The 23,813-nt window shown below is 45.1% G+C and carries 19 protein-coding genes; 10 read left to right on the forward strand and 9 right to left on the reverse strand.

Annotated features, from left to right (window positions below; translation table 11 throughout):
* Positions 1–35 precede the first annotated feature (35 nt).
* Both xthA and JKP82_RS10800 read left to right on the forward strand, forming a co-directional pair.
* Complete coding sequence (xthA, locus tag JKP82_RS10795; protein WP_159530959.1) at positions 36–845, forward strand: exodeoxyribonuclease III; 810 nt, start codon at positions 36–38, stop codon at positions 843–845.
* Between the two features lie 32 nt (positions 846–877).
* Entirely contained in the window at positions 878–1,519 is a 642-nt protein-coding gene (locus JKP82_RS10800) for an energy-coupling factor ABC transporter permease (protein WP_159530961.1), read from the forward strand.
* Between the two features lie 460 nt (positions 1,520–1,979).
* On the opposite strand, the gene JKP82_RS10805 is transcribed toward JKP82_RS10800, so the two are convergent.
* Together JKP82_RS10805 and JKP82_RS10810 are read right to left on the reverse strand one after the other, a co-directional pair.
* Complete coding sequence (locus tag JKP82_RS10805; protein WP_013784537.1) at positions 1,980–2,546, reverse strand: phosphoribosyltransferase; 567 nt, start codon at positions 2,544–2,546, stop codon at positions 1,980–1,982.
* 76 nt (positions 2,547–2,622) lie between these two features.
* On the reverse strand, positions 2,623–3,837 hold the full coding sequence (locus JKP82_RS10810; RefSeq protein ID WP_159530963.1) for a lipoprotein-releasing ABC transporter permease subunit: 1,215 nt from the start codon (positions 3,835–3,837) through the stop codon (positions 2,623–2,625).
* Positions 3,838–3,944: 107 nt separating this feature from the next.
* On the opposite strand from JKP82_RS10810, the gene JKP82_RS10815 reads away from it, so the two are divergent.
* The 4 genes from JKP82_RS10815 (at position 3,945) to JKP82_RS10830 (ending at position 10,384) form a co-directional block, all read left to right on the forward strand.
* Positions 3,945–4,544, forward strand: coding sequence for a PilZ domain-containing protein (locus JKP82_RS10815; RefSeq protein ID WP_159534551.1), 600 nt, complete (start codon positions 3,945–3,947; stop codon positions 4,542–4,544).
* A 56-nt stretch (positions 4,545–4,600) separates the two neighbouring features.
* Positions 4,601–8,119, forward strand: coding sequence for a transcription-repair coupling factor (mfd, locus tag JKP82_RS10820; RefSeq protein ID WP_159530965.1), 3,519 nt, complete (start codon positions 4,601–4,603; stop codon positions 8,117–8,119).
* A 1-nt stretch (position 8,120) separates the two neighbouring features.
* Positions 8,121–9,785 (forward strand): CsiV family protein, encoded by a 1,665-nt coding sequence (locus JKP82_RS10825; protein WP_218397017.1) that lies wholly within the window; start codon positions 8,121–8,123, stop codon positions 9,783–9,785.
* Positions 9,786–9,868: 83 nt separating this feature from the next.
* Complete coding sequence (locus JKP82_RS10830) at positions 9,869–10,384, forward strand: cob(I)yrinic acid a,c-diamide adenosyltransferase (RefSeq protein WP_218397018.1); 516 nt, start codon at positions 9,869–9,871, stop codon at positions 10,382–10,384.
* On the opposite strand, the gene JKP82_RS10835 is transcribed toward JKP82_RS10830, so the two are convergent.
* On the reverse strand, positions 10,381–11,772 hold the full coding sequence (locus JKP82_RS10835) for an SLC13 family permease (RefSeq protein ID WP_159530971.1): 1,392 nt from the start codon (positions 11,770–11,772) through the stop codon (positions 10,381–10,383). The genes JKP82_RS10830 and JKP82_RS10835 overlap by 4 nt on opposite strands.
* Positions 11,759–12,817 (reverse strand): beta-N-acetylhexosaminidase, encoded by a 1,059-nt coding sequence (gene nagZ / locus JKP82_RS10840; protein WP_232370624.1) that lies wholly within the window; start codon positions 12,815–12,817, stop codon positions 11,759–11,761. Before nagZ ends, JKP82_RS10835 begins: the two co-directional genes overlap by 14 nt.
* A 98-nt stretch (positions 12,818–12,915) precedes the next feature.
* Between nagZ and JKP82_RS10845 the strand changes: the two genes are divergently transcribed.
* Both JKP82_RS10845 and ybaK read left to right on the forward strand, forming a co-directional pair.
* Complete coding sequence (locus JKP82_RS10845) at positions 12,916–15,405, forward strand: penicillin acylase family protein (protein ID WP_218397019.1); 2,490 nt, start codon at positions 12,916–12,918, stop codon at positions 15,403–15,405.
* Positions 15,406–15,409: 4 nt separating this feature from the next.
* Positions 15,410–15,880, forward strand: coding sequence for a Cys-tRNA(Pro) deacylase (gene ybaK, locus JKP82_RS10850; RefSeq protein ID WP_159530977.1), 471 nt, complete (start codon positions 15,410–15,412; stop codon positions 15,878–15,880).
* A gap of 13 nt (positions 15,881–15,893) precedes the next feature.
* Here ybaK and JKP82_RS10855 read toward each other — a convergent pair whose 3' ends face one another.
* The 4 genes from JKP82_RS10855 to pheS form a co-directional block, all read right to left on the reverse strand.
* Complete coding sequence (locus tag JKP82_RS10855; protein ID WP_218397021.1) at positions 15,894–16,484, reverse strand: hypothetical protein; 591 nt, start codon at positions 16,482–16,484, stop codon at positions 15,894–15,896.
* 117 nt (positions 16,485–16,601) lie between these two features.
* Positions 16,602–16,901, reverse strand: coding sequence for an integration host factor subunit alpha (ihfA, locus tag JKP82_RS10860; RefSeq protein WP_013784550.1), 300 nt, complete (start codon positions 16,899–16,901; stop codon positions 16,602–16,604).
* Positions 16,902–16,904: 3 nt separating this feature from the next.
* On the reverse strand, positions 16,905–19,292 hold the full coding sequence (pheT, locus tag JKP82_RS10865) for a phenylalanine--tRNA ligase subunit beta (RefSeq protein WP_218397022.1): 2,388 nt from the start codon (positions 19,290–19,292) through the stop codon (positions 16,905–16,907).
* Between the two features lie 14 nt (positions 19,293–19,306).
* Positions 19,307–20,287 (reverse strand): phenylalanine--tRNA ligase subunit alpha, encoded by a 981-nt coding sequence (gene pheS / locus JKP82_RS10870; RefSeq protein WP_013784552.1) that lies wholly within the window; start codon positions 20,285–20,287, stop codon positions 19,307–19,309.
* Positions 20,288–20,646: 359 nt separating this feature from the next.
* Between pheS and JKP82_RS10875 the strand changes: the two genes are divergently transcribed.
* Together JKP82_RS10875 and JKP82_RS10880 are read left to right on the forward strand one after the other, a co-directional pair.
* A complete protein-coding gene (locus JKP82_RS10875) occupies positions 20,647–21,435 on the forward strand; it encodes a hypothetical protein (protein ID WP_159530983.1) in 789 nt (262 codons plus the stop codon).
* A 69-nt stretch (positions 21,436–21,504) separates the two neighbouring features.
* Positions 21,505–22,641 carry a glycosyltransferase gene (locus JKP82_RS10880; RefSeq protein ID WP_218397023.1) on the forward strand — a complete coding sequence of 379 codons (1,137 nt, stop codon included), beginning with the start codon at positions 21,505–21,507 and terminating at the stop codon, positions 22,639–22,641.
* Here JKP82_RS10880 and JKP82_RS10885 read toward each other — a convergent pair.
* Positions 22,627–23,742: a glycosyltransferase family 4 protein gene (locus JKP82_RS10885; RefSeq protein WP_159530987.1), complete on the reverse strand. Its 1,116-nt coding sequence runs from the start codon at positions 23,740–23,742 to the stop codon at positions 22,627–22,629. The genes JKP82_RS10880 and JKP82_RS10885 overlap by 15 nt on opposite strands.
* Positions 23,743–23,813: the final 71 nt, after the last annotated feature.

Raw genomic sequence — 23,813 nt, forward strand, 5'->3', positions numbered from 1 at the left:
TAGAATTCATCAATTCCGTTTTTTAAGAAGCCCTTATGAAAGTAATCTCATTTAATATCAATGGCATTCGCGCCCGCCTTCACCAGCTCCAAGCATTAATAGATGCGCATCAGCCCGACATTATTGGCCTACAGGAAATAAAAGTTCATAACGAACAGTTTCCTGTTGAAGCCGTTGAAGCGATGGGTTATCACGTTTATTTTCATGGTCAAAAGAGTCACTATGGGGTGGCATTTTTAGCGAAAAAAGAGCCTGAGTCTGTGCTTATGGGCTTCCCTACTGATGAAGAAGATGCGCAGCGTCGCATGATTATATTGAAAACCACAGACCACGACGGCCAGCCAGTAACCGTATTAAATGGTTATTTCCCGCAAGGCGAAAACGAAAAGCACGAAACTAAATACCCAGCAAAACGTAAGTTCTATAAAGATCTAATGACCTATCTAGACACCCACCATACTCCTGATGAAAATGTCATTGTGATGGGCGATGTGAACATCTCACATACCGATTCAGATATTGGCATTGGCGAAGAGAATAAAAAACGTTGGTTGCGTACGGGCAAATGTAGCTTTTTACCCGAAGAAAGAGTGTGGTTGAACACACTGATGGATTGGGGCTTTGAAGACAGCTTTAGAACATTGAACCCAGACACTACCGACAGGTACTCGTGGTTCGATTATCGTTCGAAAGGTTTTAATGATAATCGTGGTCTTCGTATTGATCTTATTTTGGCTACCCCTTCTATGCATAAACGATTGAGTGATGCCGGAATAGATTATGAACTTCGCGGTATTGAAAAACCGTCTGATCATGCACCTATTTGGGCGACGTATAGTCAATAAGAAATCTACAGTAGATAAGTATCGGAGAGTGTGTGACAACGCTACAGTGGCTTGGCCTTACTTTATATTGTTTAACCCTAGTTGGGGTTATTAAACAAATTTCTGTTATAGGCCTAATGGGCGACAAGCACCAACAGCACCTGTTGTTTGGTAGCGCTGCCGCGTTGTTCGCGTTTTGGATCTTCAAAGTGGGCATTTTTGAAGGGCTAGATGTTCATTTTGTTGGTTTAAGTGTGGTTACACTCATGCTCGGATTTCGTTACGCCATTCTGGCCGGCACCCTTGCTTTATTGGGTGCTACCGCCGCTGGTTTTGCACAGTGGCACACCATAGGAGTAAACGGCGTATTAGGTGTTATGCTCCCTGTCGCGGTAACCTACTTTGTGTATTTAGTGTCGTTTCACCATCTCCCCCGCCAACTGTTCGTTTATATTTTTGTGTGCGCTTTCTTTCCAGGCGCACTCAGCATTGCTCTTAAAACCGGCGCACTTGCAGGTTATTACTTCATTGAAGGCATTTATACGTGGGATGTTATTTACGATAATTTTGTACTACTCATTCCACTTTTAGTGTTTCCAGAAGCCTTGCTGAACGGTATGGCAATTACTCTGCTCGTCATCTATCAACCCACGTGGGTTTACACCTTCCACGATAAGTTTTATTTCGATAACTAAGCAATAACTAAACAAGACACCCAAACTAAATAAGACACCCATGTTTTTTCGTCTCACCATTAACGAGACACCCATCATTAAACTCAACAAAATTACATGGACATCCACGTTTTTCGCCTGAGCGTTATGAAAGAACGTTACGAAGACACCCACCTCAAAACGTTAATGAATTATGTGGACATCCACCCTATTTAATAAACACCTTATAGAGACACCCACGTTTAAAGCGTTAAAAATTACGAAGACACCCACCCTATATTGATAAAATGAACGATGGATGTCCCCCCAAATTGCTTCGAAATAACATGGGTGTCTCGATAAAAGAATATCGAAATAACGTGGGTGTCTTAGTAAGAAGAATGTCGAATTAACGTGGGTGTCTTGATAATTACAGGCACAAAAAAACCGCCTGGTTGGCGGTTTTACAATGGGTGTCTTTGTAATAGCTAGCGCGTTGCGCTTACTTTTTGTCGAACAAAATATCCATAACGTCGGCTAGTTCACCTTTGCCTTCGCGAATTTCTTCTTCGCTTAACCCAGCGATTTCATGCGGGAATACTAACCACTCATCACTTTCGTTTACGTAGTAATCAGGCACAATATCAGTTGTGTTGTTCTGAGGCTTGTACCATGGACATGCAATACGAATGTCTTTTGGCATATTCAAACGCATCAATTTGCGAATTTGCTGAATAAGCGCATCTACACTGCGGCCCGAATCGAAAACATCATCAACAATAAGTAGCTTATGTTCTGCGTCTGCGTTTTCCACCAAGTAGTGTAAACCGTGAACACGAATTTCTTTAGATTGCTTATTAATGCCATAGTAAGAAGAAGTACGCACCGCAATGTGGTCGGTAGAATAGTCTTTAAACTCAAAAAATTCTTGTACCGCTATGCCGATAGGTGCACCACCGCGCCAAATACCAATGATGAAATCGGGGCGAAACCCGTCATCATACACCTTTGCTGCTAAACGAAAGGAATCCTGAAGCAACGCTTGCGAGGTGATAAAATTCTTGTTCATGACGTCTCACTGGCCGAAATTTAAAGACCGCGATTATAGTGAATTCTGCCGCAATTTGCACGGCAAATTCACTAACTTATTCGTTTTGAAGAGCTTGCGAAGGTTGCGTTTTCATGGCACGCCTAGCAGGGTAAATACTCGCAACAATGCAAAGTAGCAATGAAAATAGCGTTACAGAAACTATCTGCAACCAGTGCATATCAATAGGTAACCCTTGCCCGTCTGACGATAGCGCAATAGGTACATTCAAAAAACTCATGACGGGGTTTAGTAGTAAAGTCACCACCACACCAGCCACCAATCCTATACCCGCGCCCTTTACGCCATTGAACAGCCCATTTAATACAAACACCGTCATAATGGTGCTAGGCAACATGCCTTGGGTTTGAAGTACTGCAATGTCGCCTTGCTTTTCCGACACCACCATCACTAACGATGAAACCAAATTAAACGCTGCCACGGCTATAATTAACAGCAGCATTAGGAACATCATGTTCTTTTCCATTTTTACAGCGTCGAACAAAGGTCCTTGGCGCTCTCGCCATGTACGTACAGGCAAATCAGCCTCAACAATAGGCTTCAGCGTGTCTTGATACAAAAACGCATCGTCTAAAAATAATCGAGTGGCCGTGTTCTTACCTGAAACATCTCGCAGTAAACGGTTCACATCATCAAGCTGCATATAAATAACTTTGTCATCCATTTGCGAGCCCATATCGAATACGCCTGAAATAGTCACCAACCGTTGGCTTGGCATGCGGCCAAATGGCGTGTAAACACTGGCTCCAGCTACCATTACCCGAAGTTTGTCGCCAGCACGCACATTTAATTGCATAGACAACGCCCTGCCAATAATGGCGTTGTAGCTACCGGCAGTTAGGCTTGCAAAATTACCCTGCTGCATTTCGTGAGCAACCATAGTGTGCTGCAACATGCTGTCTGCTTGCACACCATGTAACTGTACACCACGTAAATCTGAACGAGACTGCACTACCGCTTCGGCTTCTCGAAACGGCATACTTGCCACCACATTGGGCAAGCCCATTACAACGCTTTCTTCAATAGGCGCATTAATTTCAATATGCGGCACTATACCCAAAATGCGCTGTTTCAATTGGGCTTCAAAGCCATTCATTACAGAAAGCACAATAATAAGCGCCGTTAGGCCAAGGGCAATACCTGCTACCGAAAAGCGATTGATAAAGGAAACAAAGCTATTTTGGCTAGACGACTGCGCCGGGCCAGATTTCGCATACCGATAAGCGATAAAAGCGGGAAGAGGAAAGTACATAATGCGCGCTTAGTCCAAAGGTGTGATGACGGGGCAATCTCAAAATAGTAAAGTGCGTATACTACGTGTAAGCTACTGGCCGTACAAGATAAGTGGCGGGAGATATGATGGAAAACCTAAGCCTAGAAGAAAAAAAAGCCCAGTTCGATGAATATTTCTCTATTCAGCACAGCGTTAACATTAACGTGAAGCCACTTGCTGAAGGTGAAACCGTGCCTTCTGAAGCGGGTTTAGAGCAAGCCATGCCCTACGCATTTCGTGTAGCTAGCGAAATGGCCAGCATTGAAGCCCAAGCACTTCGCCCGTTACGTCATTTAAGCGACCATGCTGAATCCTTAGCTGAATATTTAAATCACCAAGCTCGCAAAATAGATTTAATGATGTCATTTATTTTACACCAGCAAGATGAACCAGATCATCGTTTTAGCACAATAAAGCTCGGTGGCGGTGGCGTTATTATTAAAAGCCCAACTGCCATGGAAATTGGCAGCCAAGCTGAACTCAAATTATTTCTTGATACTGAAGCGGCCGCAATATTTTGCTACGGGGAAGTTATTACTTGCGAGAACGTCGAGGATAGCTACCATATAGCTTTTATTTTCAATAGCATCCGAGAGCAAGATCAAGAATTGCTTGTTCGTGCCAGCTTGCATTTGCAAACTCAGCAATTGAAAAAACGAGCACAAGAAAAGGCTACCGGAGCCTAGCGCTAAAGAAAAAGCCAGCAACACACTTAAACCGAATATGTAGTTTAAAGGACGACATGACAGCAACTCTTTTATCTTTGCCTTTGCCGACCCAGAAAAAATCTGCCTCTGTACAAGACCACAAGCAATGGGGTCAATTACAAGGTAGCAGCGCGGCACTTTGCATTACGCAAGCACAAGCTCAATACAACGGCCCCATTGTGCTGGTAACTGCCGACACACCTTCGGCGCTAAAATTAGAAAAAGAGTTAGCTTTCTTTATGCCCAATGCTGGCGCCAAAACCAGTGCAGAACAAAGCAACGTACCTATTACGGTTTTCCCCGATTGGGAAACCCTACCCTACGATTCGTTTTCACCGCATCAAGATATTGTCTCGCAGCGTTTAGAAACCTTATACCGCTTCACGCAGCAGGTAAATGGCATTTTCATTGTGCCGGTAAACACGTTAATGCAACGTTTGGCGCCTACTGATTATCTCGCCAAATATTTGCTAATGTTGAATAAGGGAGACACCCTTGATAGAGACCAATTCAGGCGAAACCTAGAACAAGCAGGCTATTTGCACGTTAGCCAGGTGATGAGCCATAGCGAATTTTCGGTACGCGGCAGTATTATCGACTTATTCCCCATGGGCAGCGACAAGCCATTTCGTATTGATTTGTTCGATGACGAAGTAGACTCTATCCGCTTTTTCGATACCGAAACCCAGCGTTCTGGTGATGCGGTTGAAAAGATAAAACTGCTGCCGGCAAGAGAATTCCCTACCGATAAAGAATCTATCACCCTTTTTCGTCAGCGCTTTTTAGAAAAGTTTGACGCAAACAACGCCTCAGAATCGGTATTTTCCCAAGTCACTAAAGGCACTATGCCCAGCGGGGTTGAGTACTACTTGCCGTTGTTTTTCGATAAAACGGCTACGCTCTTCGACTACCTACACCCCAAAAGTGTGCTGTTGTTACACGGCGATGTGCAAGATGCCAGCGAATTTTTCTGGGCCGATATTCAAGAACGTTACGAACAGCATAGATACAACCCAGCAAGGCCATTGTTGCCACCTGAAGATTTATTTTTACCGATAAATACCTTATTCGGTGCAATTAAACAGTGGCCGCGGGTAACCCTAACCCAAGACGTGATTGAAGAGAAACCCGGTAGCGTGAATTTAGGCTGCAACAAGCTTGACGACATTGCCATTAACACGCAAAAGAAAGTACCGGCTGAACAATTAATTGCCACGATAAACAACGCCAAAAAGCGCGGTGCCAAGGTACTGTTTTGCGCTGAAACCCAAGGCCGCCGTGAAGGGCTACTTACCGTATTGCAAAAAGCGGGCATTAAGCCCAAAGCGGCGGAATCGTTCAATACTTTTGTTAGTGGTAGCGACAATATCGGCATTACCGTGGGAATGGTTGAAAATAGCTTTAACTGGCGAAGTGACAGTGGTGAACTGCTATTTATCACGGAAACCGAGCTATTAGGTCACAAAGTTAGCCAACGCCGACGCCGCGACAAACGCTCCGCCACTGACGAAAGCGCCATTATTCGCAACTTGGCCGAGCTTACCACCGGCCAGCCTGTTGTGCATTTAGATCATGGTGTGGGCCGTTACATTGGCATGCAAACCCTAGATGCCGGTGGCGTTACCACCGAATACTTATGCATTGAATACGCTAAACAGGCCAAGCTGTATGTGCCTGTAGCTTCGTTACACTTTATTTCTCGTTATACGGGCGGCGATGCCGATCATGCGCCGCTTAATTCACTAGGCTCTGATGCATGGAGCAAAGCGAAACAAAAAGCCGCTGAAAAAGTACGCGACGTGGCCGCAGAACTGCTTGATGTATACGCACGTCGTGCCGCTAAACCAGGCTTTGCGTACAATATTGACTGGGACGAATACCAAAAATTCGCCGACAGCTTCCCGTTCGAAGAAACACCCGATCAGGCACAAGCCATTGCGGCGGTTATTCACGACATGGGCAGCCCGCAAGCCATGGACAGATTGGTGTGCGGCGACGTAGGCTTCGGTAAAACCGAAGTGGCCATGCGCGCGGCGTTTTTAGCTGCGAACCAAGGTAAACAAGTGGCTATTTTGGTGCCCACTACCCTACTTGCCCAACAGCATCACGAAAACTTTAAAGATCGCTTTGCCGCATGGCCGTTTGAAATTGAAGTCATGAGCCGATTTGTTAGCGCCAAAGGCCAGAAAGAAACCATGCAGCGCCTTGTCGAAGGCAAAGTAGACATTGTAGTAGGTACGCACAAGCTGCTGTCGAACGACATTAAATTCAGTGATTTAGGCTTGGTGATCATCGATGAAGAGCACCGTTTCGGGGTACGTCAAAAAGAGAAGCTAAAATCGCTGCGTGCCGACGTAGATATTCTGACCCTTACTGCCACGCCTATACCACGTACGCTGAATATGGCCATGTCTGGCATGCGCGATTTATCGATTATTGCTACCGCGCCAGCAAGGCGTTTATCCATTAAAACCTTCGTGCAACAACGCAACAAAGCTACTATTCGTGAAGCGATAATGCGGGAAATTCTACGTGGTGGACAGGTGTACTTCCTTCATAACGAAGTAGATACTATTGCCAGAACCGCTGAAGAAATTGCCGAAATTGTACCTGAAGCGCGTATTGCAATGGGTCACGGCCAAATGCGCGAACGGGAACTGGAAAGCGTAATGAGCGACTTCTACCACCAGCGCTACAACGTGTTGGTGTGTACCACCATTATTGAAACCGGTATTGATGTGCCCAGTGCCAACACCATTATTATGGACAGAGCCGATCATTTAGGCCTAGCCCAACTGCACCAACTACGTGGCCGTGTGGGTCGCTCGCACCATCAAGCTTACGCGTATTTACTCACACCCCATCCTAAACGCATGACCAAAGATGCGGCGAAGCGATTAGACGCCATATCGAAATTGGAAGATTTAGGTGCAGGGTTCGCGTTAGCCACCCACGACCTTGAAATTCGTGGTGCAGGTGAATTATTGGGCGACGACCAATCTGGCCAAATTGCCAGCATAGGCTTCAGCCTGTATATGGACATGCTAGATAGAGCGGTAACATCACTGAAAGAAGGTAAAGAACCTTCGTTAGACGACGCCATGGCAGGCCACACCGAAGTAGAGCTTCGCATTCCTGCTTTACTGCCAGATGATTATATTGCCGACGTCAATACCAGGCTTTCGCTGTATAAACGTTTAGCCAGCTGTAAAAACCAAGACGATATAGACGAATTCCAAGTAGAATGTATCGATCGTTTTGGTTTACTACCGGAACCCGCTAAAAACTTAGTAGAAGTAGCCGAAATAAAAATAAAAGCAGAAGCCATTGGCGTGCTTAAAGTAGACTTGTCATCACAAGGCGGTACCATAGAATTTAAAGATACCACCAAGGTTGACCCTGGCTATATTATTAAGCTTGTACAAACCAAGCCAAACACTTTCAAATTTGAAGGCAGCCAGAAACTGCGTTTAGTAAAACAGACTGATACTGCAAAAGCGCGTATTGCGTTTATTAGCGATATCATTGCCGACCTTGCAAAGGAGTCGCGATAACATGAGGTTTTTTCGTTGGAGCCCACTACTTGCTGTATTGGCTTCTACCCCGTTGTTGGCAAATGACGACTGGTGGTTCGATGTTGAAGTTATTGTTTTTGAAAGAAAGGTGGCAATGTCTGCCCTTGAAGAACAGTTCGATTTAGCTGATTCATTAGCCGTTCCTGCTACCGATGCCGATGTAATAGGCGCGGTTATTACCCCCGACATTAACATGCTAAAACAAGGCATAGCGGTTTGTGGTGAAACTAACACCCTTGAGTGGCCTGAATTCGATTATTTTGCCAATGCCTCAAGTGAAGCGAATGCACTATCAAGTTCTTCAGACTATGTATCTGGGCAATCGCTTGCGCAAGCAACAAACCAGACATCGAAGGTAATATCTGAAGATACCGATTCAAATCACCCCCAATCTACTCAAACCAACTTTGCCGATGAACTGGGCTCCCAATCATTAATGGGCACACAGGCTTCAACCGACGCGTTATCAAATGACGATTTATCAGGAAATGGCTTATCGGCAGAAGAAATTGCCGGTTATTGGGCAGAATTTCTGGGGTTAGATGAAACAGAAACCGTTACTGTACCTAACCAGCCGTATTGCGTGGTGCACAAACCCTGGTTAAGTTACTACGACAGTAAATGGCATATTCATCGCCCCGACAACCGTTTACCAGCGCCCAAAGAGCTGCCAATCACTCCTGAAGGCAGCGATTGGCCATTAGCTAGCCATGCCCATTTATTAACTAAGAACGCACAAGAAATGACGTCGTTGTCACGTCAAATTAGGCAAAACCGCGACCTAACGCGTTTGTTACATGTAACGTGGCGCCAACCTGTAAAATTTGGTAAAGACGAAGCCTTTAACGTTCGCCTTTTTGCCGGTAACAATTTTTCAGATGAGTTTGACCAAGAAGGCGTACAGCGCCCGCCGCAGCCACCACTTCGCTTTGGCAGCACTGCGTCAATCTCTGGCAGTTCTGGTTCAAATAGCCCTGGTTCAAACGGCTTTGATGAAAGCAGCTATCAAAATTTAGAAGATAAGATCCAAAGTCTAGACGCTAACACCAGTGGCACCAGTGGCACCAGTGGCGTTAGCGGCATTAGTGAAACTAACGGTTTAAATGATTACCAAGGTAACAGCCAGCCACTTGGACTGAAAGCCACCAGCACCGAAACCATAACAAGCGACTTCTTTTACGATTTAAATGCCCGGCTTGCTAGCCCAGCGCCCATATTGTTTAAAGATTTATTGGCGTTAGATAACGCCGATGTTATCGACGATGCTGACGAAAGTAATATAAGCGCCGCATTTCGCGCGCCTATTTGGAAAGTAGATGGCAACATGAAGGTATTTTTAAAATACATTAACCGTGTGCCCTATTTACATATCGATAGCGAGCTTTTCTATCGCCAGCCTATTCCTGTTGAAGGACAAGCGGCAGCCAGCTCATCTAGCTCTATTAGTAGCATAAACAGCAACAATGAAAATGTCAGCGCTAGCCATGTTTCCGCCAACGCTACGCCGGAGTATCAATTAGTGTCGTTACCCTTTAGTGAACAGCGCCGCGTAATAAGCAACCAGCTTCATTATTTTGATCACCCCTTATTTGGCATGGTGGTACAAATTCGCCGTTACAAACGCCCAACCGCGCCTGAAGAGTAAGCTTTTAGAAGCAAAGCTTTTTTATAGACTACGCTCTTGAAGACTAGGCTTTTAAAAGGCAAGAAAAAGGATTAAATACCAGCATGAAAATTTATACCCGTTCGGGCGACAAAGGCAGTACTCAGATTTATGCCGACAAGCCAGTAAGAGTCGAAAAAGATGATGCGGTAGTACAAAGCTACGGTGATATTGATGAACTAAACAGCCACTTGGGGCTATTGGCCGCTATGGTAGCCTTGCATTTAAAAGAAGATATTTACACTATTCAGCGAAACTTGTTTCAAGCTGGCTTTGCTATTTCAGCCAGTTCTACCCTAACGCAAGACGATGTTGTAAAGCTTGAAAGTGATATTGATAAAATGACGGCCACCTTGGGGCCGCAAACCACGTTTGTACTGCCTGGTGGCAGCAAAGCGGCGGCGCAAAGCCATGTATGCCGTGCTGTATGCCGACGTGCTGAACGGGCCGTAATAGTGCTATCTAAGCACTACGATGTACCTGCCGTAGTGCCCGCTTATTTAAACAGGCTGTCTGATTACTTGTTTACCTTCGCCCGCTTTTTAAATGCAGAAGCAGGGTTCGATGAAGTAGCCGTTTAAGTTCGCGTTAACAGCACACCAGCGGTGACCACAAACGCCACAATAATATTCAGTACTACGCCCTCGCGCACCATGGTTTTCACCGTAAGCTCACCACTGCTATACACAATGGCGTTTACGGGGGTTGCCACTGGCATCATAAACGCGCAGCTTGCACTGATGGCTGCTGGCATCATGAGAATAAGCGGATCGACCTCTATAGCCACCGCCGCGCTGGCCAATATTGGCATTAATAAGGTAGCAGTAGCCGTATTTGATGTAATTTCTGTTACAAAGCTTACCGACAAGCACAGCACTAAAACCAATAAGAATAAAGGTAATACGGCTAAGCCCGTTAAGCCCTGCCCCAGTAATTCACTTAAGCCCGACGCGGTAAACGCTTGCGCCAAGCAAATGCCCCCAGCAAACACCAGCAGCATTCCCCAAGGAATTTGCTGCGCGGTATTCCAGTCAAGCAAGTAGCCTTGTTTGCTGCCAGAAGGCGTAACTTCGCGCTCTCCGTTGGGAATAACGCACATTAGTACCACACCCGCTAAGGCTATGGTGCTGTCGCCCACAAAATCCATACCGAACCACGCTGTCCAATATGGCCTAAATACCCACGCCATGGCCACAAAACTAAATACCAATAGCACCCTCGCTTCTGCACTTCGCCAAGGGCCAACATCGGGTAACCCACCGGTTTTCTCGCCTTTTAAATGCCGGGTTAACCACAACGCCATTAAGGGCAATGCTACCAATACAATAGGCACTCCGGTTTTCATCCAGTTAATAAAACTAATTTCTGTGCCCGTGCTTTGCTGATACACACTCATAAAAATAATATTGGGTGGTGTACCAATAGGCGTACCCACACCGCCCACACTGGCAGCGTAAGCAATACCCAGCAACACAGCTACACCCAGTTTGGGCGAATTAGATGCATGAATAATGGCTAGCGCTATGGGCAGTAACATAAGCGTGGTGGCGGTGTTTGAAATCCACATACTTAAAATGGCCGAAGTAAACATAAAGCCAAATACCAGCCTGCGGGCACTGTTAGCCCCAGTTAACCGAATAAGGTAAACCGCTAAACGTTGATGTACGCCCGATTTTTCTAGCGACTTAGACAGCATAAACGCGCCCATCAGCAACAAGATAACGTGATTACCTAACGCCGATGCAGCTTCTTGATAGCTAATAACCCCCGCCATAGGAAAGGCGAAGAAAGGAATGAGTGCGGGCAACGCGATATGCAATGCCTCGGTAACCCACAGCATGGCCACCAGCACAGTAATGGCGGCACTAATGGCCATAATATGTGACAGACCTACAAACAACAGCACTCCATACAGAGCAACTGCGCTAACCAAGGATATTATTATTAGTTTCGGTTTAACCGGTTCCATAGCGCGACAACACCTTTAATGCGTTTTCATAAGCTGCACTGGCATGCACAGCTGGTTTGCGCCCGTAAAGTGAGGTTAAAGCCTCGAAAGTATCATTTGAATGCGGCAGAGCATCTAAAATAGACTCTGCCCCTTTCGGGTTATTACATGCCAACACCATATGGCAACCTGCCGATAATGCTGCCATGGCACGATCGACATAATTTCCGGCAACACTGGCACCGTGCATAGACAGATCGTCAGAGAACACTGCGCCATTAAACCCCAAGTCTTGCTTTAATATTTTTTGTAACCAGTGCTCGGAAAAACCGGCTGGCTTGCTATCAACTTGTGAATAAATAACGTGTGCTGGCATTACGCCATCTAGCAACTGTTTAGAAATTAGTCTTTCAAAAACAACCATATCAGTTTGTTTAATTTCTTCAAGCGGTCTTTCGTCTACCGGTAACGCCACATGAGAATCGGGGGCCACACTGCCATGCCCAGGAAAATGTTTTCCAATAGCTGGCATATTGGCAACCTGTAAGCCTTCTATAAGTGCTGTGGCTAAGGGAATCACCTTTTCTGCGGTTTCAGCGAAGGCTCTGTCGCCAATCACTTTCGATACACCGTTAATATCAAGTACAGGGGCAAAACTAAAATCGATGTCTATCTGCTTTAGCTCATGGGCCATAATTGTGCCGCAGGCTTTAGCTAGTTCTAGCGTGGCTTCGTTGACTATTGTCTCTTCTGCTTCCGGCTCTATTTCCAGTAAATCTGCCCAGTCGATATCTTTACCTGCTGCTTGCGCCTGTACCAACCCCGTTAACTTACCCATAGCAGGTAGCTTTGTAAAACCTTCACGAAAGCGTTGTACCCTGCCCCCTTCGTGATCGACCGCTATTAACAAAGGCCTTTGGGCACTTTCTCGAATTTCTTTTACCAACTGCGTAAGTTGCTGGCAATCGTAATAATTACGGCTAAATAGTATGACGCCGCCCACCACAGGATGTGCTAGTTTCTCTCTCTCTTCAGGCAATAAACGTTCTGCCTGACAGTCAAGCATTAACGGGCCCATCGTGTTTCTCGCAAACGTGTCATAAAACATCACTTCAAATTTGTGGGTAGTGTGGTTAGGATAGAGAAAAAAATGGAGTAATACACGTGTTAAATTGGATTAAGTGGTTGGTTTTTGGTGCAATTGCATTAGTCGTTTTAGCACTGGGTGGCGTTTACATGGCGTTGCACCTAAGTTTACCCACATTAGACGGTAATCACGCCACGTCTCGCATTACCGCGCCCGCAACACTTGCCCGCGACTCTATGGGTCACGCGGTGATTAATGCGCAAGATAAATTCGATGCGGCTTATGCCCTAGGCTTTGCCCACGGCCAAGACCGTTTCTTTCAAATGGATTTACAACGCAGAAGCGCGTCGGGTCGGTTGGCAGAATGGGTAGGTGATGTGGCGCTAGATATTGATAAAAATGCCCGTTTTCACCAGTTCTCAGAACGCGCTGCAGCCGTTTTCGATAGTCTGCCACTTACACAAAAACAATTGCTTGTGAGTTACTCTCATGGGGTAAATGCTGCGCTAGACGAATATACCGTGCCCCCCTTTGAATACATTGCAGCTGGGTTAACACTATCACCCTGGCAGCCTACCGACAGTATCTTGGTGGCCTACAGCATGTATTTAGATTTACAAGGCGGCCAAATTGAAATTGATTTAGCCCGCACGGCCTTAAAAGAAACCTACGGCACGCCGCTATACAATTTCATTACCCAGCCCAGCCGTTATCAAGCCGCATTGGATGGCAGTGAATTGGCGCTTTACCACGCCGACGTACCGCCTTATCCTATAATATCTGAGCCGGTTTTGTCTGAACCTACATTTGAGCCTTCACCTGAGCCTAGCCCATCTAAAAGTAGCCCATCTGAGCAAGCACCTAAACCTAGTGGCAGCAATTATAATTCTGGCCCCCCTACTATTTCAGAAGTATCACTACAGTCTTACAACGCTGAAGAGCTACCAGATATAGGCAGTAACAATTGGGCGGTTACCGGAAACCTTACGGCAACAGGCAGTGGTTTACTGGCTAATGACATGCACCTAGGTTTACGTGTACCTATTATTTGGTATCGCACACAGCTTAATTACAAAGACACACACCGAAGCTCGGTAGGCGACACCTACCCAAGCTCTGATTTATTGGCTAAAAGTACATCCGCTACAAGTGTGTCGGTAACCGGCGTATCACTCCCTGGATTACCCGGCGTGATAGTTGGCACCAACAACAAAGTAGCGTGGGGCTTCACGAATGCCAACTTAGACAACCTAGATTGGATAGCACTTGCCGACGATACCCCGACAAAAATGGTAGATGAGGTAATAGTAAGTAAAGCGGTGTCGCATACCTACACGCTAGAAATAAGCGAATACGGTCCGGTAAAACTCGTTAACGGTAAGCGCTACGCGTTAAATTGGGTGGCACATCATCCTTTTGCGGTAAACCTTGCTATTGTTGAAATGGGCACGGCGAATACCGTAGACGATGCTATTGCCGTAGGTAAAGATATTGCTATTCCTACCCAAAATATGGTGATCGTAGATGATTCTGGCAGCACAGCATGGTTACCCGGCGGCGCAGTAATGCATAGAGAGCAAGCTTCGTTTACCGCCGTTGACGAAAGCACCGTTGCGCCAATAGCGCCCTCACGCACCACCAACCTTCCGGTAGTGAAAAACCCAAGCAGCGACAGAATATGGACAGCCAATGCGCGGGTAATTTCCGCCAATGACGTAGCAAGATTGGGCGATGGTGGTTATGCCCTTGGTGCCAGAGGCCAGCAAATAAGAGATCGCTTATTTGAAAAAGATACCTTTAACGAAAACGACTTCTACGCTATTCAATTAGACAATCACGCACAATTTCTACTTCCATGGCAGCAGTTACTTTCTGGCTTGTTACTGAACGACAACATTGAATTTAAAGCCGACCTTGCTTACCTACGAAAATGGGGTGAATGCGCGTGCGAAGACTCTGTGGGTTACACCCTAGTAAAACATTTTCGCAAAGAAGTGGTAAGCCAACTGTTTGGTAAAATACTGTCTAGCATCGACAACCAAGGCGTACAAAGCCGCTCGCTACTTCGCGGTATAGAACCAGCAACATGGCAATTAATACACACCCAGCCCGATAGCTGGCTGCCTGAAGGTACTGAATCGTTTGATGATTTGCTTGTTGATGCCTATCGCCGCGCCAAGCATGCACTATTAGATGAGCACTCCCCTATTGAAGCCAATATGGAAGACTTACGCTGGGGCCGTGTTAACGCGCTTACGGTAAAGCATCCGTTTGCCGCACAAATTCCTTTCGTAGGGCATAAGCTTAATATGGATACCGTTGAAGGCTTTGGTGATACCTATATGCCCGCGGTTCAATCATCAACGTTCGGCGCGTCAGAACGCTTTTTTGTTAGCCCAGGGCATTTAGATGATGCCATTCTAACCTTGCCTGGGGCGCAGTCTGGTCACCCTCTATCACCCTTTTTTAAAGCAGGCTTTAGCGACTACGCCACACAAGCCGCTACCCCATTGCTTCCTGGCAAGCCAATTCATTTGCGCCAGTGGTATCCGAAGGACGAAGGATAACGTAATGACACCTGCTATTACCTTATTAAGAAAAAAGCACATTGCGCATACTATTTTAAAGTATGAGCACGACAGCAATGCGCCGTCTTATGGCTTGGAAGCAGCCGACAAACTAAGCCTTAACCCAAATACAGTATTTAAAACGCTGGTCGTGTGCGATGAAGCCAACAAATTAGCCGTTGCTTTAGTACCCGTAAACACGAAGTTAAGCGAAAAGAAGCTTGCCAAAGTACTAAGCGTGAAGAAAATCACCATGGCGCCAAACGACACGGTAACCGCCAGCACTGGCTATTTATTAGGTGGAGTGAGCCCTTTAGGGCAGAAAAAGCGCCTAGCAACCGTGTTACATGAGAGTGCATTAGAACACGACATTATTTACGTGAGTGCAGGTAAGCGGGGTTTAGAGCTAGAAATCCCCCCGCAATGCATCATTAACTTAACGCAAGGCAAAACCGCTGATATTGCTGCTGGCTAACAGAGTCAGACGATTACTGGGGCTCATCTATGCTTAGCGATAGCGAATCACCTTCGGCACGTGCCAGCCAGCGCTGTTTTGCTTCGTTTAATGCCGCGTCACTTGGTGGGTTAGTGCCCGATAAGGCTTGTGCCATTTGAACAATAATCGCATCGCGTTTTTCAAGCAAAGCTTCAGTACGTTCGAACAAGTCGTACGCCTCTGGATATTCATCTTTTAAGTTACCCATATCTTCAAGCGCATAATAACGGGCCTCAAAGGCTTCATTAAATAGCTGGCGCTTGGCGTTAAACACCACATAATCGTAGGCTTGCTGCGAATCTAAATATTCTATGTGGGTTTGCGCTAGATGGCCCGCTTCAGCCACTACTTGCGCTTGTTCCATCCACTGATTAATGACGTCTTTATCGCCATTTTTAACCGCTTCTTTTACCCCAGCTTGTAAATCACTGGCGTGCAGAATTTCCATTAAAGTGATAACAGGAACTTGTGCCGACGCTTGATCGCGCTGATTAGTATCTTCTGCCAAATAAACAAACCAACCCGCAACAGCAAAAACAATACACGTGAAAACAGCAACAATAATGAGAAGCGCTTTAACCACACTTTCCTCCAGACAAAATGAAATGAAACGCAGCAACAAGGTTACTGGTTTTGAATAGGCAATACAAAAAAGAGCGAGTTACCCCGCTCTTTTATCAGTATTGTAACGACCGGTAGATTACTGGTCGATAGGCGAAGAGTTTTCTACGCGACTCTTCAATTTCTGACCCGGGCGGAACGTTACCACCCGGCGCGCTTTAATAGGAATGTCTTCACCGGTTTTAGGGTTCCGGCCCGGACGTTCGTTTTTATCACGCAAGTCGAAATTGCCAAAACCTGACAGTTTTACTTGCTCACCAGCTTCTAAAGCGCCTTTTATCTCTTCGAAAAAAAGCTCTACCAGATCTTTAGCATCACGCTTGTTAATGCCCAACTTTTCGAATAGGTGTTCAGCCATCTCGGCTTTGGTCAATGCCATAGTTTACTCTCTTAACGCGGCCTCAAACTCAGATTCCAGACCTTTAACCACAGTATCTACAGCCTGCTGAATTTCAGCTTCTTCCAAGGTTTTTTCCGGATCTTGTAAGTGAAGTGACAAAGCAAGGCTCTTGTAACCAGGTTCAATTCCCTTGCCTTTGTACACGTCAAACAAGTTTAAGCCAACTAGTTGATTTACGCCAATTTCTTCTATGTAAGAAAGAATATTTCCTACACTCACTTCATCTTTCACCGTAATAGCAATATCACGGCGGTTCGATGGGAAGCGCGATACAGGCGCGGCAGACGGTAATTTACGTGCGACAACAGCTTCTACTTCAAGCTCGAACACAAATACCCGACCGTTAACACCCAACAACTTTGTAAACTGCGGGTGTATAGCACCAATATAGCCAACTTCTTCATCATTAAGCAAAATTTTTGCAGTCATACCCGGATGCAACGCACTATGCTGGGCACTTACAAAACTAAACTCACCGGTTTTACCCGTTAATGCCAGTAATGCCTCTACATCTGCTTTTGCATCGAAGAAATCTACTGGGCTGTCGCCTAAATCCCAGTGTTCTTCGTTACGACGCCCTGCTACTACACCACCAATAACCTGCTGTTGCAATACACCATTAGGCGTATCTTGTTGAGGAATAAAGCGTAATCCAGTTTCAAACAAACGTACTCTGCCCTGTTGACGCTTTTGGTTGTAAGCCGTTGCACCTAGTAACCCAGGCCACAAGCTAACACGCATCACAGACATGTCTGATGAAATAGGATGCGGCAATACCATGCTTTTCGCATCAGGAAATAGTGCACTTTGAATTTTAGGGTCAACAAACGAATAGGTAATCGCTTCATTATAGCCACGGCTTAATAATAACGATTTCATGGTGTTAATCGGCAACACCGCTTCTTGTGAAGGCAACATAGACAACGCAGCGGTTGGCGCAACATGTGGAATGTTGTTATAGCCGTACACACGCGCTACTTCTTCTATTAAGTCTTCTTCAATAGCAATGTCGAAACGATAGCTTGGCGCCTTCGCTTCCCAACCTTCGTTCGTTTGGACAACGTTTAAGCCAAGACGTTCAAGTATTTCAAGCACTTGAGCATCATCAATGGTTATACCCAACACGCGGGCTAAACGATCACGTCGTAATAAAACACTGGCCTGTTTAGGCAATTTGTCTTCTTCACAGGCTTCAATAACCGGCCCTGCTTCACCACCACATATCTGTAAGATAAGGGCAGTAGCACGCTCCATAGCGTTACGTTGAAGTTGTGAGTCTACGCCACGCTCATAACGGTGCGACGCATCGGTATGTAAACCATACTGACGTGCACGGCCCATAATGGCATCACGGCTGAAAAACGCACTTTCAAGCAAAATATCTTTGGTGTCTGAATTTACACCTGAATGTAAACCACCAAAAATACCCGCCATGGCTAACGCTTTGTTGTCGTCGGCAATAACCAAGGTGTCGTCGTTAAGCTTAGCTTCGGTTTCATCTAGCAACGTAAGGGTTTCCCCCTTATTCGCCATACGCACGTTTACACTGCCTTCAATAGCAGCAAGGTTGAACGCGTGCATAGGTTGGCCAAGCTCTAACAAGATAAAGTTGGTGACATCTACAATAGGGTCGATACTACGAATACCACAGCGGCGAAGCTTTTCGCTTAACCATAGCGGCGTAGCGGCTGCTACGTTAACGTTACGAAGCACACGGCCTACATAACGTGGGCACGCTTCTGGCGCACTTAATTTAATAGCAATGCTATCGTCAATAGTGGCCGCAACAGGGCTAATAGCCGGCTCGCATACATCTAGGTTGTTCAACACGCCTACTTCGCGGGCAATACCACGAATACCCAAGCAGTCTGCTCGGTTAGGCGTTAAGTCTACTTCAATAGAAGTATCGTCTAGGTCTAGGTATTCACGAATATTGGTGCCTACTGGGGCATCGGCTGGCAATTCAATAATGCCATCGTGATCGTCACTAATGCCTAGCTCAGAAAAACTACACAACATACCCATAGAAGGTTCGCCGCGTAGTTTTGCTTTTTTAATTTTAAAGTTACCAGGCAGTACCGCGCCTACTACAGCAACGGCTACTTTAATGCCTTCACGACAATTCGGGGCACCGCATACAATGTCGCGAAGCTCACCGTCACCAACGTTTACTTTAGTAACACGTAATTTATCGGCATTCGGGTGCTGGCCACATTCAACCACCTCCCCTACTAATACGCCGCTAAACTCGCCTGCAACAGGTTCAACACCATCAACTTCAAGGCCAGCCATGCTTAACTGTTCAGACAGTTCTTTAGCCGACAAAGCAGGGTTAACCCATTCTCTTAACCACTTTTCACTGAATTTCATGCTTACTCTCTGCCTTAGTTGAACTGTTTAAGGAAACGAAGATCGTTTTCAAAAAACGAACGCAAATCATTCACGCCATAGCGCAACATGGTTAAACGCTCTACGCCCATACCAAAGGCAAAGCCAGTGTATTCTTCAGGGTCGATATTTACGGCTTTAAGTACATTTGGGTGCACCATTCCGCAACCTAATACTTCTAACCACTGGCCGTTTTTACCCATTACATCTACTTCTGCTGAAGGCTCGGTAAACGGGAAGTAAGATGGACGAAAACGCACTTCAAGCGACTCTTCAAAGAAGTGATGCAAGAAGTCGTGCAATATACCTTTAAGGTCGGTAAAGCTAACGTTTTTATCTACCATCAAGCCTTCAACCTGATGGAACATAGGCGTATGGGTTTGATCGTAATCGTTACGATAAACACGCCCAGGTGAAATAATACGTAGCGGCGGCTGTTCAGCTTCCATAGTACGAATTTGAACACCCGATGTTTGGGTACGCAGCATCATGTCTGGATTAAAATAGAAAGTGTCGTGATCGGCACGCGCTGGGTGATTAGCCGGAATGTTCAAGGCATCGAAGTTATGGAAACCATCTTCAATTTCAGGGCCGGTTTTAACCGCAAAACCCAGCTCGCCAAAGAACGATTCAATACGCGCAATGGTACGGCTAACCGGATGCAAGTTGCCCGGCGCTTCAGTACGGCCAGGTAACGTAACATCAATGGCTTCTTCAGCAAGCTTCTTGTTTAGCTCTTCACTGCGTAAGGCTTCACCTTTTGCAGAAATAGCTTGCTGAATTTGCTGTTTGGCCACGTTAATTTTTTGACCAGCCGCTGGGCGCTCTTCGTTAGAAAGCTTCCCAAGCCCTTTAAGTAAGTCGGTAAGTTTACCTTTCTTACCCATGAATTCGACCCTAACTTGGTCTAATGTGGCTGCATCTTGTGCAGCGTCAATCAGTTCTTTTGCCTGATTGATAATAGCGTCAAGCTCCATGTTTTCCTCAATTGACATGATGACTGGATAACCACGATGCGCTATGCATTGCCCTGCAATAGGCTAAATATAGTGCGTTAAATTGTGGCTTGCCTGAATAAAGGCGACAGTTTACACGACTGATAGACATAACCGCTACCCTATATGGCTGATATTGGCAGATTTTTGTACCAAGCTAGAATAAAAGTTGCCGAATGCGGTGTTACTTAGGTGGCAAACAAGACTTTAGGTAGTTTTTAGATTGGGTAAATAAACCATAGAACAAATTTCATACAAGGCTTATTATTAAAACGCAGTATCGTTAAGCAGTGCTAATTCCTACCCAAGCCTTAACTCACATCGCGTAAAAAGGAGCTTTTATGCATTTCAAGATATTAGCTGTACTCTTATTATTTATTTCCTACAACGCGCATTCTGCGTTCATGCAATTCAATTTCACAGGCTTTGTTTCTAGTGTAGAGAACAACGCTAATTCTGAGTTTGACGAAGCCAGCTTGCTTGGCCAAACAATAAGTGGTTCGTTCACGTTAGATTTATCAACAGAAGTTTATGGCAGGCTTGAAACTAGCTGGTACTGGTGGGGGCAAGTTGAATCTGGCTTACCCGTACTGACTTCCCAATTAATCCTGGGTAGCAAAACATACAGCCTTGCTAATCAAGGTATTTACAACGCCTTTGAGGATGACTATTTTCCTGAAGAACATATTGAAATGTATAACGGCCCAGATTACGACGGCGGCCCCATTGGTGACGGCGAATATTTTAGCGATTTTGCTAGGTTTACAGAAGCTACCTCTAGCGGAGAAAGTATCTTATCCTATGCGTTAAGCATTTATTTTTTCGATATAATTAATGATTTTCTAGTATTCAGCGAAGAAACTGAACTATTCGACAAGCAGCCCGACTTCTCGCAACCGTTTTTCTGGGAAGATACAAACTTTACCGACAACAATCAGCAAGGCACTGGCTCCCTTCGTGTAAGAGAAAGCTTTTACCCTACGGCAGGCGGCTTTGAGCGCAATATTGATTCCACGCTCGGTTTTACGCTGGCTAGTGTTAGTGCTATTCGCGTGGATTCGCCAAGTACTTGGGTAATTATGATAATCTTTTTGAGTTTACTTATACGAAAGCGAGTAACTGTTAGTTAAACTGCACCAGCAAGTGGTGCATCGAGCATGGACGTTTGCTGTCAAACCAAATAATAAAAAGGAAATTTAGTGAAGAGAATTTTGTTTGTTATAAATTCTATCGGTTATGGTGGTGCAGAAAGGGCACTGGTAAATTTATTGAGTAAGCCGTCTTTATACTCTGAGTTCGATGTACATGTTGCCCTTTTAGATGATGAGCCCATCGTTCGCGCTCTTCCTGATAACATCACGCTACATCAATTAGAAAGTAAAAGAGGTTTAGTTCGTAGCTTTATTAATTTAATGCGCCTTCAGCGCGAGTGTAAACCTGATTTATGCGTTAGCTTTCTGGTTAGGGCTAATGTGGTTAACGCTACACTTAAATTGACTTCTAAAAACAGGAAGGTCGTTTTATGTGAGCGCATGCATTTAAGTAGTCACCTCGACGGGCAGTTTAAAAACATGAAGCGGGTGTTGGCGGGTATACTACCCAAATTGACCTATCGTCTTGCTGACGCTGTGATTGGGGTTTCAACTGGCGTAACAAATGATCTTGTTGAAAACTTTAGCGTTCCAGCTACCAAAGCTACAACTATATTTAACCCCTACAATATTTCACAAATTGAAGAACATTCAAAAATTGAACCTGAATTTGCATTGCCTGACTCTTTTGTTGTTAGTACAGGAAGGCTAACGCCAAGCAAAAACGTAAAAGGTTTGATAGATGCTTACTTGGCATCGAACGAAAGCGCTCCCCTTTGTATTCTTGGGGAAGGTGAGCAAAAAGCAGAAATAGAAGATTACATTGTACTTAAAAATGCGAAGCAGAAAGTGTTACTACTTGGGTATGCTGAAAACCCTTTCGCCATTGTATCAAAAGCCAAATATTATGTTTCCGCATCGTTGAATGAAGGTTTTCCCAATGCGCTTGTAGAGGCCATGGTTTTGGGCTTACCAGTAATAATGACAAATTGCCCTTCTGGACCTGCCGAAATACTAAATGAAAACCCACAATATACGAGTGATAAGCTCACAGAAGCCAAACACGGCTTGTTAGCCCCCCTCAATAACACCTTAGAATTAACTCGGGCCTTTAACCTGTGCAGCGAAGAACCTATTCGCACCAATTACGCTATAAAAGCTAGAAAGCGAGCTGAAGATTTTTCTATAGAGGCTATTGCTAATGAATATTGGCAATTTTTGCGACAAACGTTACTGCAGCATTGAGTTGAATAAATTGAAGTGTTCGTGTGCGTTCGCTTCCCATGTATTATTCGATTGCAGAAATTCAGCCGATTTACTTCTGTAAATTGAATAATCTTCAGCATTAAGTTTTGCGGTAAGCGCGGGCACATCGCCCTTTTTAACATAACTTTTTTCGTTAAGTTTGAACTCACGGTGGGCAGGGATATCACTGGCTACTATAGGTGTGTTGGCCGACAAAGCTTCAGCTACTACTAGGCAATACCCCTCCATATATGAGGGATTCACTAGAAGTGCAGCATTTTGGTAAATAGTAGCCAGATTGGCACCAGTATGAGCACCTGCAAAGATAATATTTTCGCTGCTATACTGAGTAATCTTTTTAACGTAATCATTAGCGATATAATTATCGCCTACAATGACCAACTTTAACTTAGTCGGGTGCATTGCCAAGTAAGCATCTATAAGGTTATCGAAGCCTTTTGTTGCGTCTAACCTTCCAACCGCTAAAAGATACTGTTTTGGTTCTAAACCTAACGCCTTTAAAAACGCGTCTTGCTTTATTTGAGCAGGTACGTTGCTGAGTGAGCCAGCATTACGAATAACTAGCCGTTTTTGTAATAAAAACGGAAAGCGGGCATCTAACTCTTCTTTTACCGAAGCGCTTACGCAAATAATTCGTGAAGCAAACAGAACAGTAAACAACTCCCCTACTTTCAATATTAGCTTGGCGTACCATTTCCATTTAGGACGTTTATAGTCAGGCGAATGATGTGTAACTACGGTTTTAAACCCTAATAGCCGCGAGAACAAACTAAAGAACCCAGGACCTATTCCATGAAGGTGCATAATTTTAGGGTGGATGAAGATACGGGCGTAACACAAAGCGACAAACGTATGAAAAAAAGTTTCAAACCCAGAAATTTTCAGCGCCCTTATTACTTTTACGTCAACGTTTTCGTATTGGTAACTTTCTTGCTGTTTGTAGGGCAACCTAGTAATAAGGGTGATTTTATATGAAGGGTGCTCTTTAAGTATTAAGGGGTATAGCTTTTGACAAATTGTTTCCACACCGCCGACAAAGTTTGGTACCCCTCTTGTGCCGACAACACACACATGTGACATCAATAATTTCCCTACTAGCCTACGTTACCTGAGTTTTCAGTAAGTTTAGTATGAACTGAATTCAGATACAC

Source organism: Alteromonas lipotrueae (assembly GCF_019249215.1).
Taxonomy (GTDB): domain Bacteria; phylum Pseudomonadota; class Gammaproteobacteria; order Enterobacterales; family Alteromonadaceae; genus Alteromonas; species Alteromonas lipotrueae.

Bases quoted from the DNA above. Each gene is read 5' to 3' on its own strand.
- xthA (WP_159530959.1), top strand. From the start codon at position 36: ATGAAAGTAATCTCATTTAATATCAATGGCATTCGCGCCCGCCTTCAC.
- JKP82_RS10805 (WP_013784537.1), bottom strand. From the start codon at position 2,546: ATGAACAAGAATTTTATCACCTCGCAAGCGTTGCTTCAGGATTCCTTT.
- JKP82_RS10810 (WP_159530963.1), bottom strand. From the start codon at position 3,837: ATGTACTTTCCTCTTCCCGCTTTTATCGCTTATCGGTATGCGAAATCT.
- JKP82_RS10815 (WP_159534551.1), top strand. From the start codon at position 3,945: ATGGAAAACCTAAGCCTAGAAGAAAAAAAAGCCCAGTTCGATGAATAT.
- mfd (WP_159530965.1), top strand. From the start codon at position 4,601: ATGACAGCAACTCTTTTATCTTTGCCTTTGCCGACCCAGAAAAAATCT.
- JKP82_RS10825 (WP_218397017.1), top strand. From the start codon at position 8,121: ATGAGGTTTTTTCGTTGGAGCCCACTACTTGCTGTATTGGCTTCTACC.
- JKP82_RS10830 (WP_218397018.1), top strand. From the start codon at position 9,869: ATGAAAATTTATACCCGTTCGGGCGACAAAGGCAGTACTCAGATTTAT.
- JKP82_RS10835 (WP_159530971.1), bottom strand. From the start codon at position 11,772: ATGGAACCGGTTAAACCGAAACTAATAATAATATCCTTGGTTAGCGCA.
- nagZ (WP_232370624.1), bottom strand. From the start codon at position 12,817: ATGCTTGACTGTCAGGCAGAACGTTTATTGCCTGAAGAGAGAGAGAAA.
- ybaK (WP_159530977.1), top strand. From the start codon at position 15,410: ATGACACCTGCTATTACCTTATTAAGAAAAAAGCACATTGCGCATACT.
- ihfA (WP_013784550.1), bottom strand. From the start codon at position 16,901: ATGGCATTGACCAAAGCCGAGATGGCTGAACACCTATTCGAAAAGTTG.
- pheT (WP_218397022.1), bottom strand. From the start codon at position 19,292: ATGAAATTCAGTGAAAAGTGGTTAAGAGAATGGGTTAACCCTGCTTTG.
- pheS (WP_013784552.1), bottom strand. From the start codon at position 20,287: ATGGAGCTTGACGCTATTATCAATCAGGCAAAAGAACTGATTGACGCT.
- JKP82_RS10875 (WP_159530983.1), top strand. From the start codon at position 20,647: ATGCATTTCAAGATATTAGCTGTACTCTTATTATTTATTTCCTACAAC.
- JKP82_RS10885 (WP_159530987.1), bottom strand. From the start codon at position 23,742: ATGTCACATGTGTGTGTTGTCGGCACAAGAGGGGTACCAAACTTTGTC.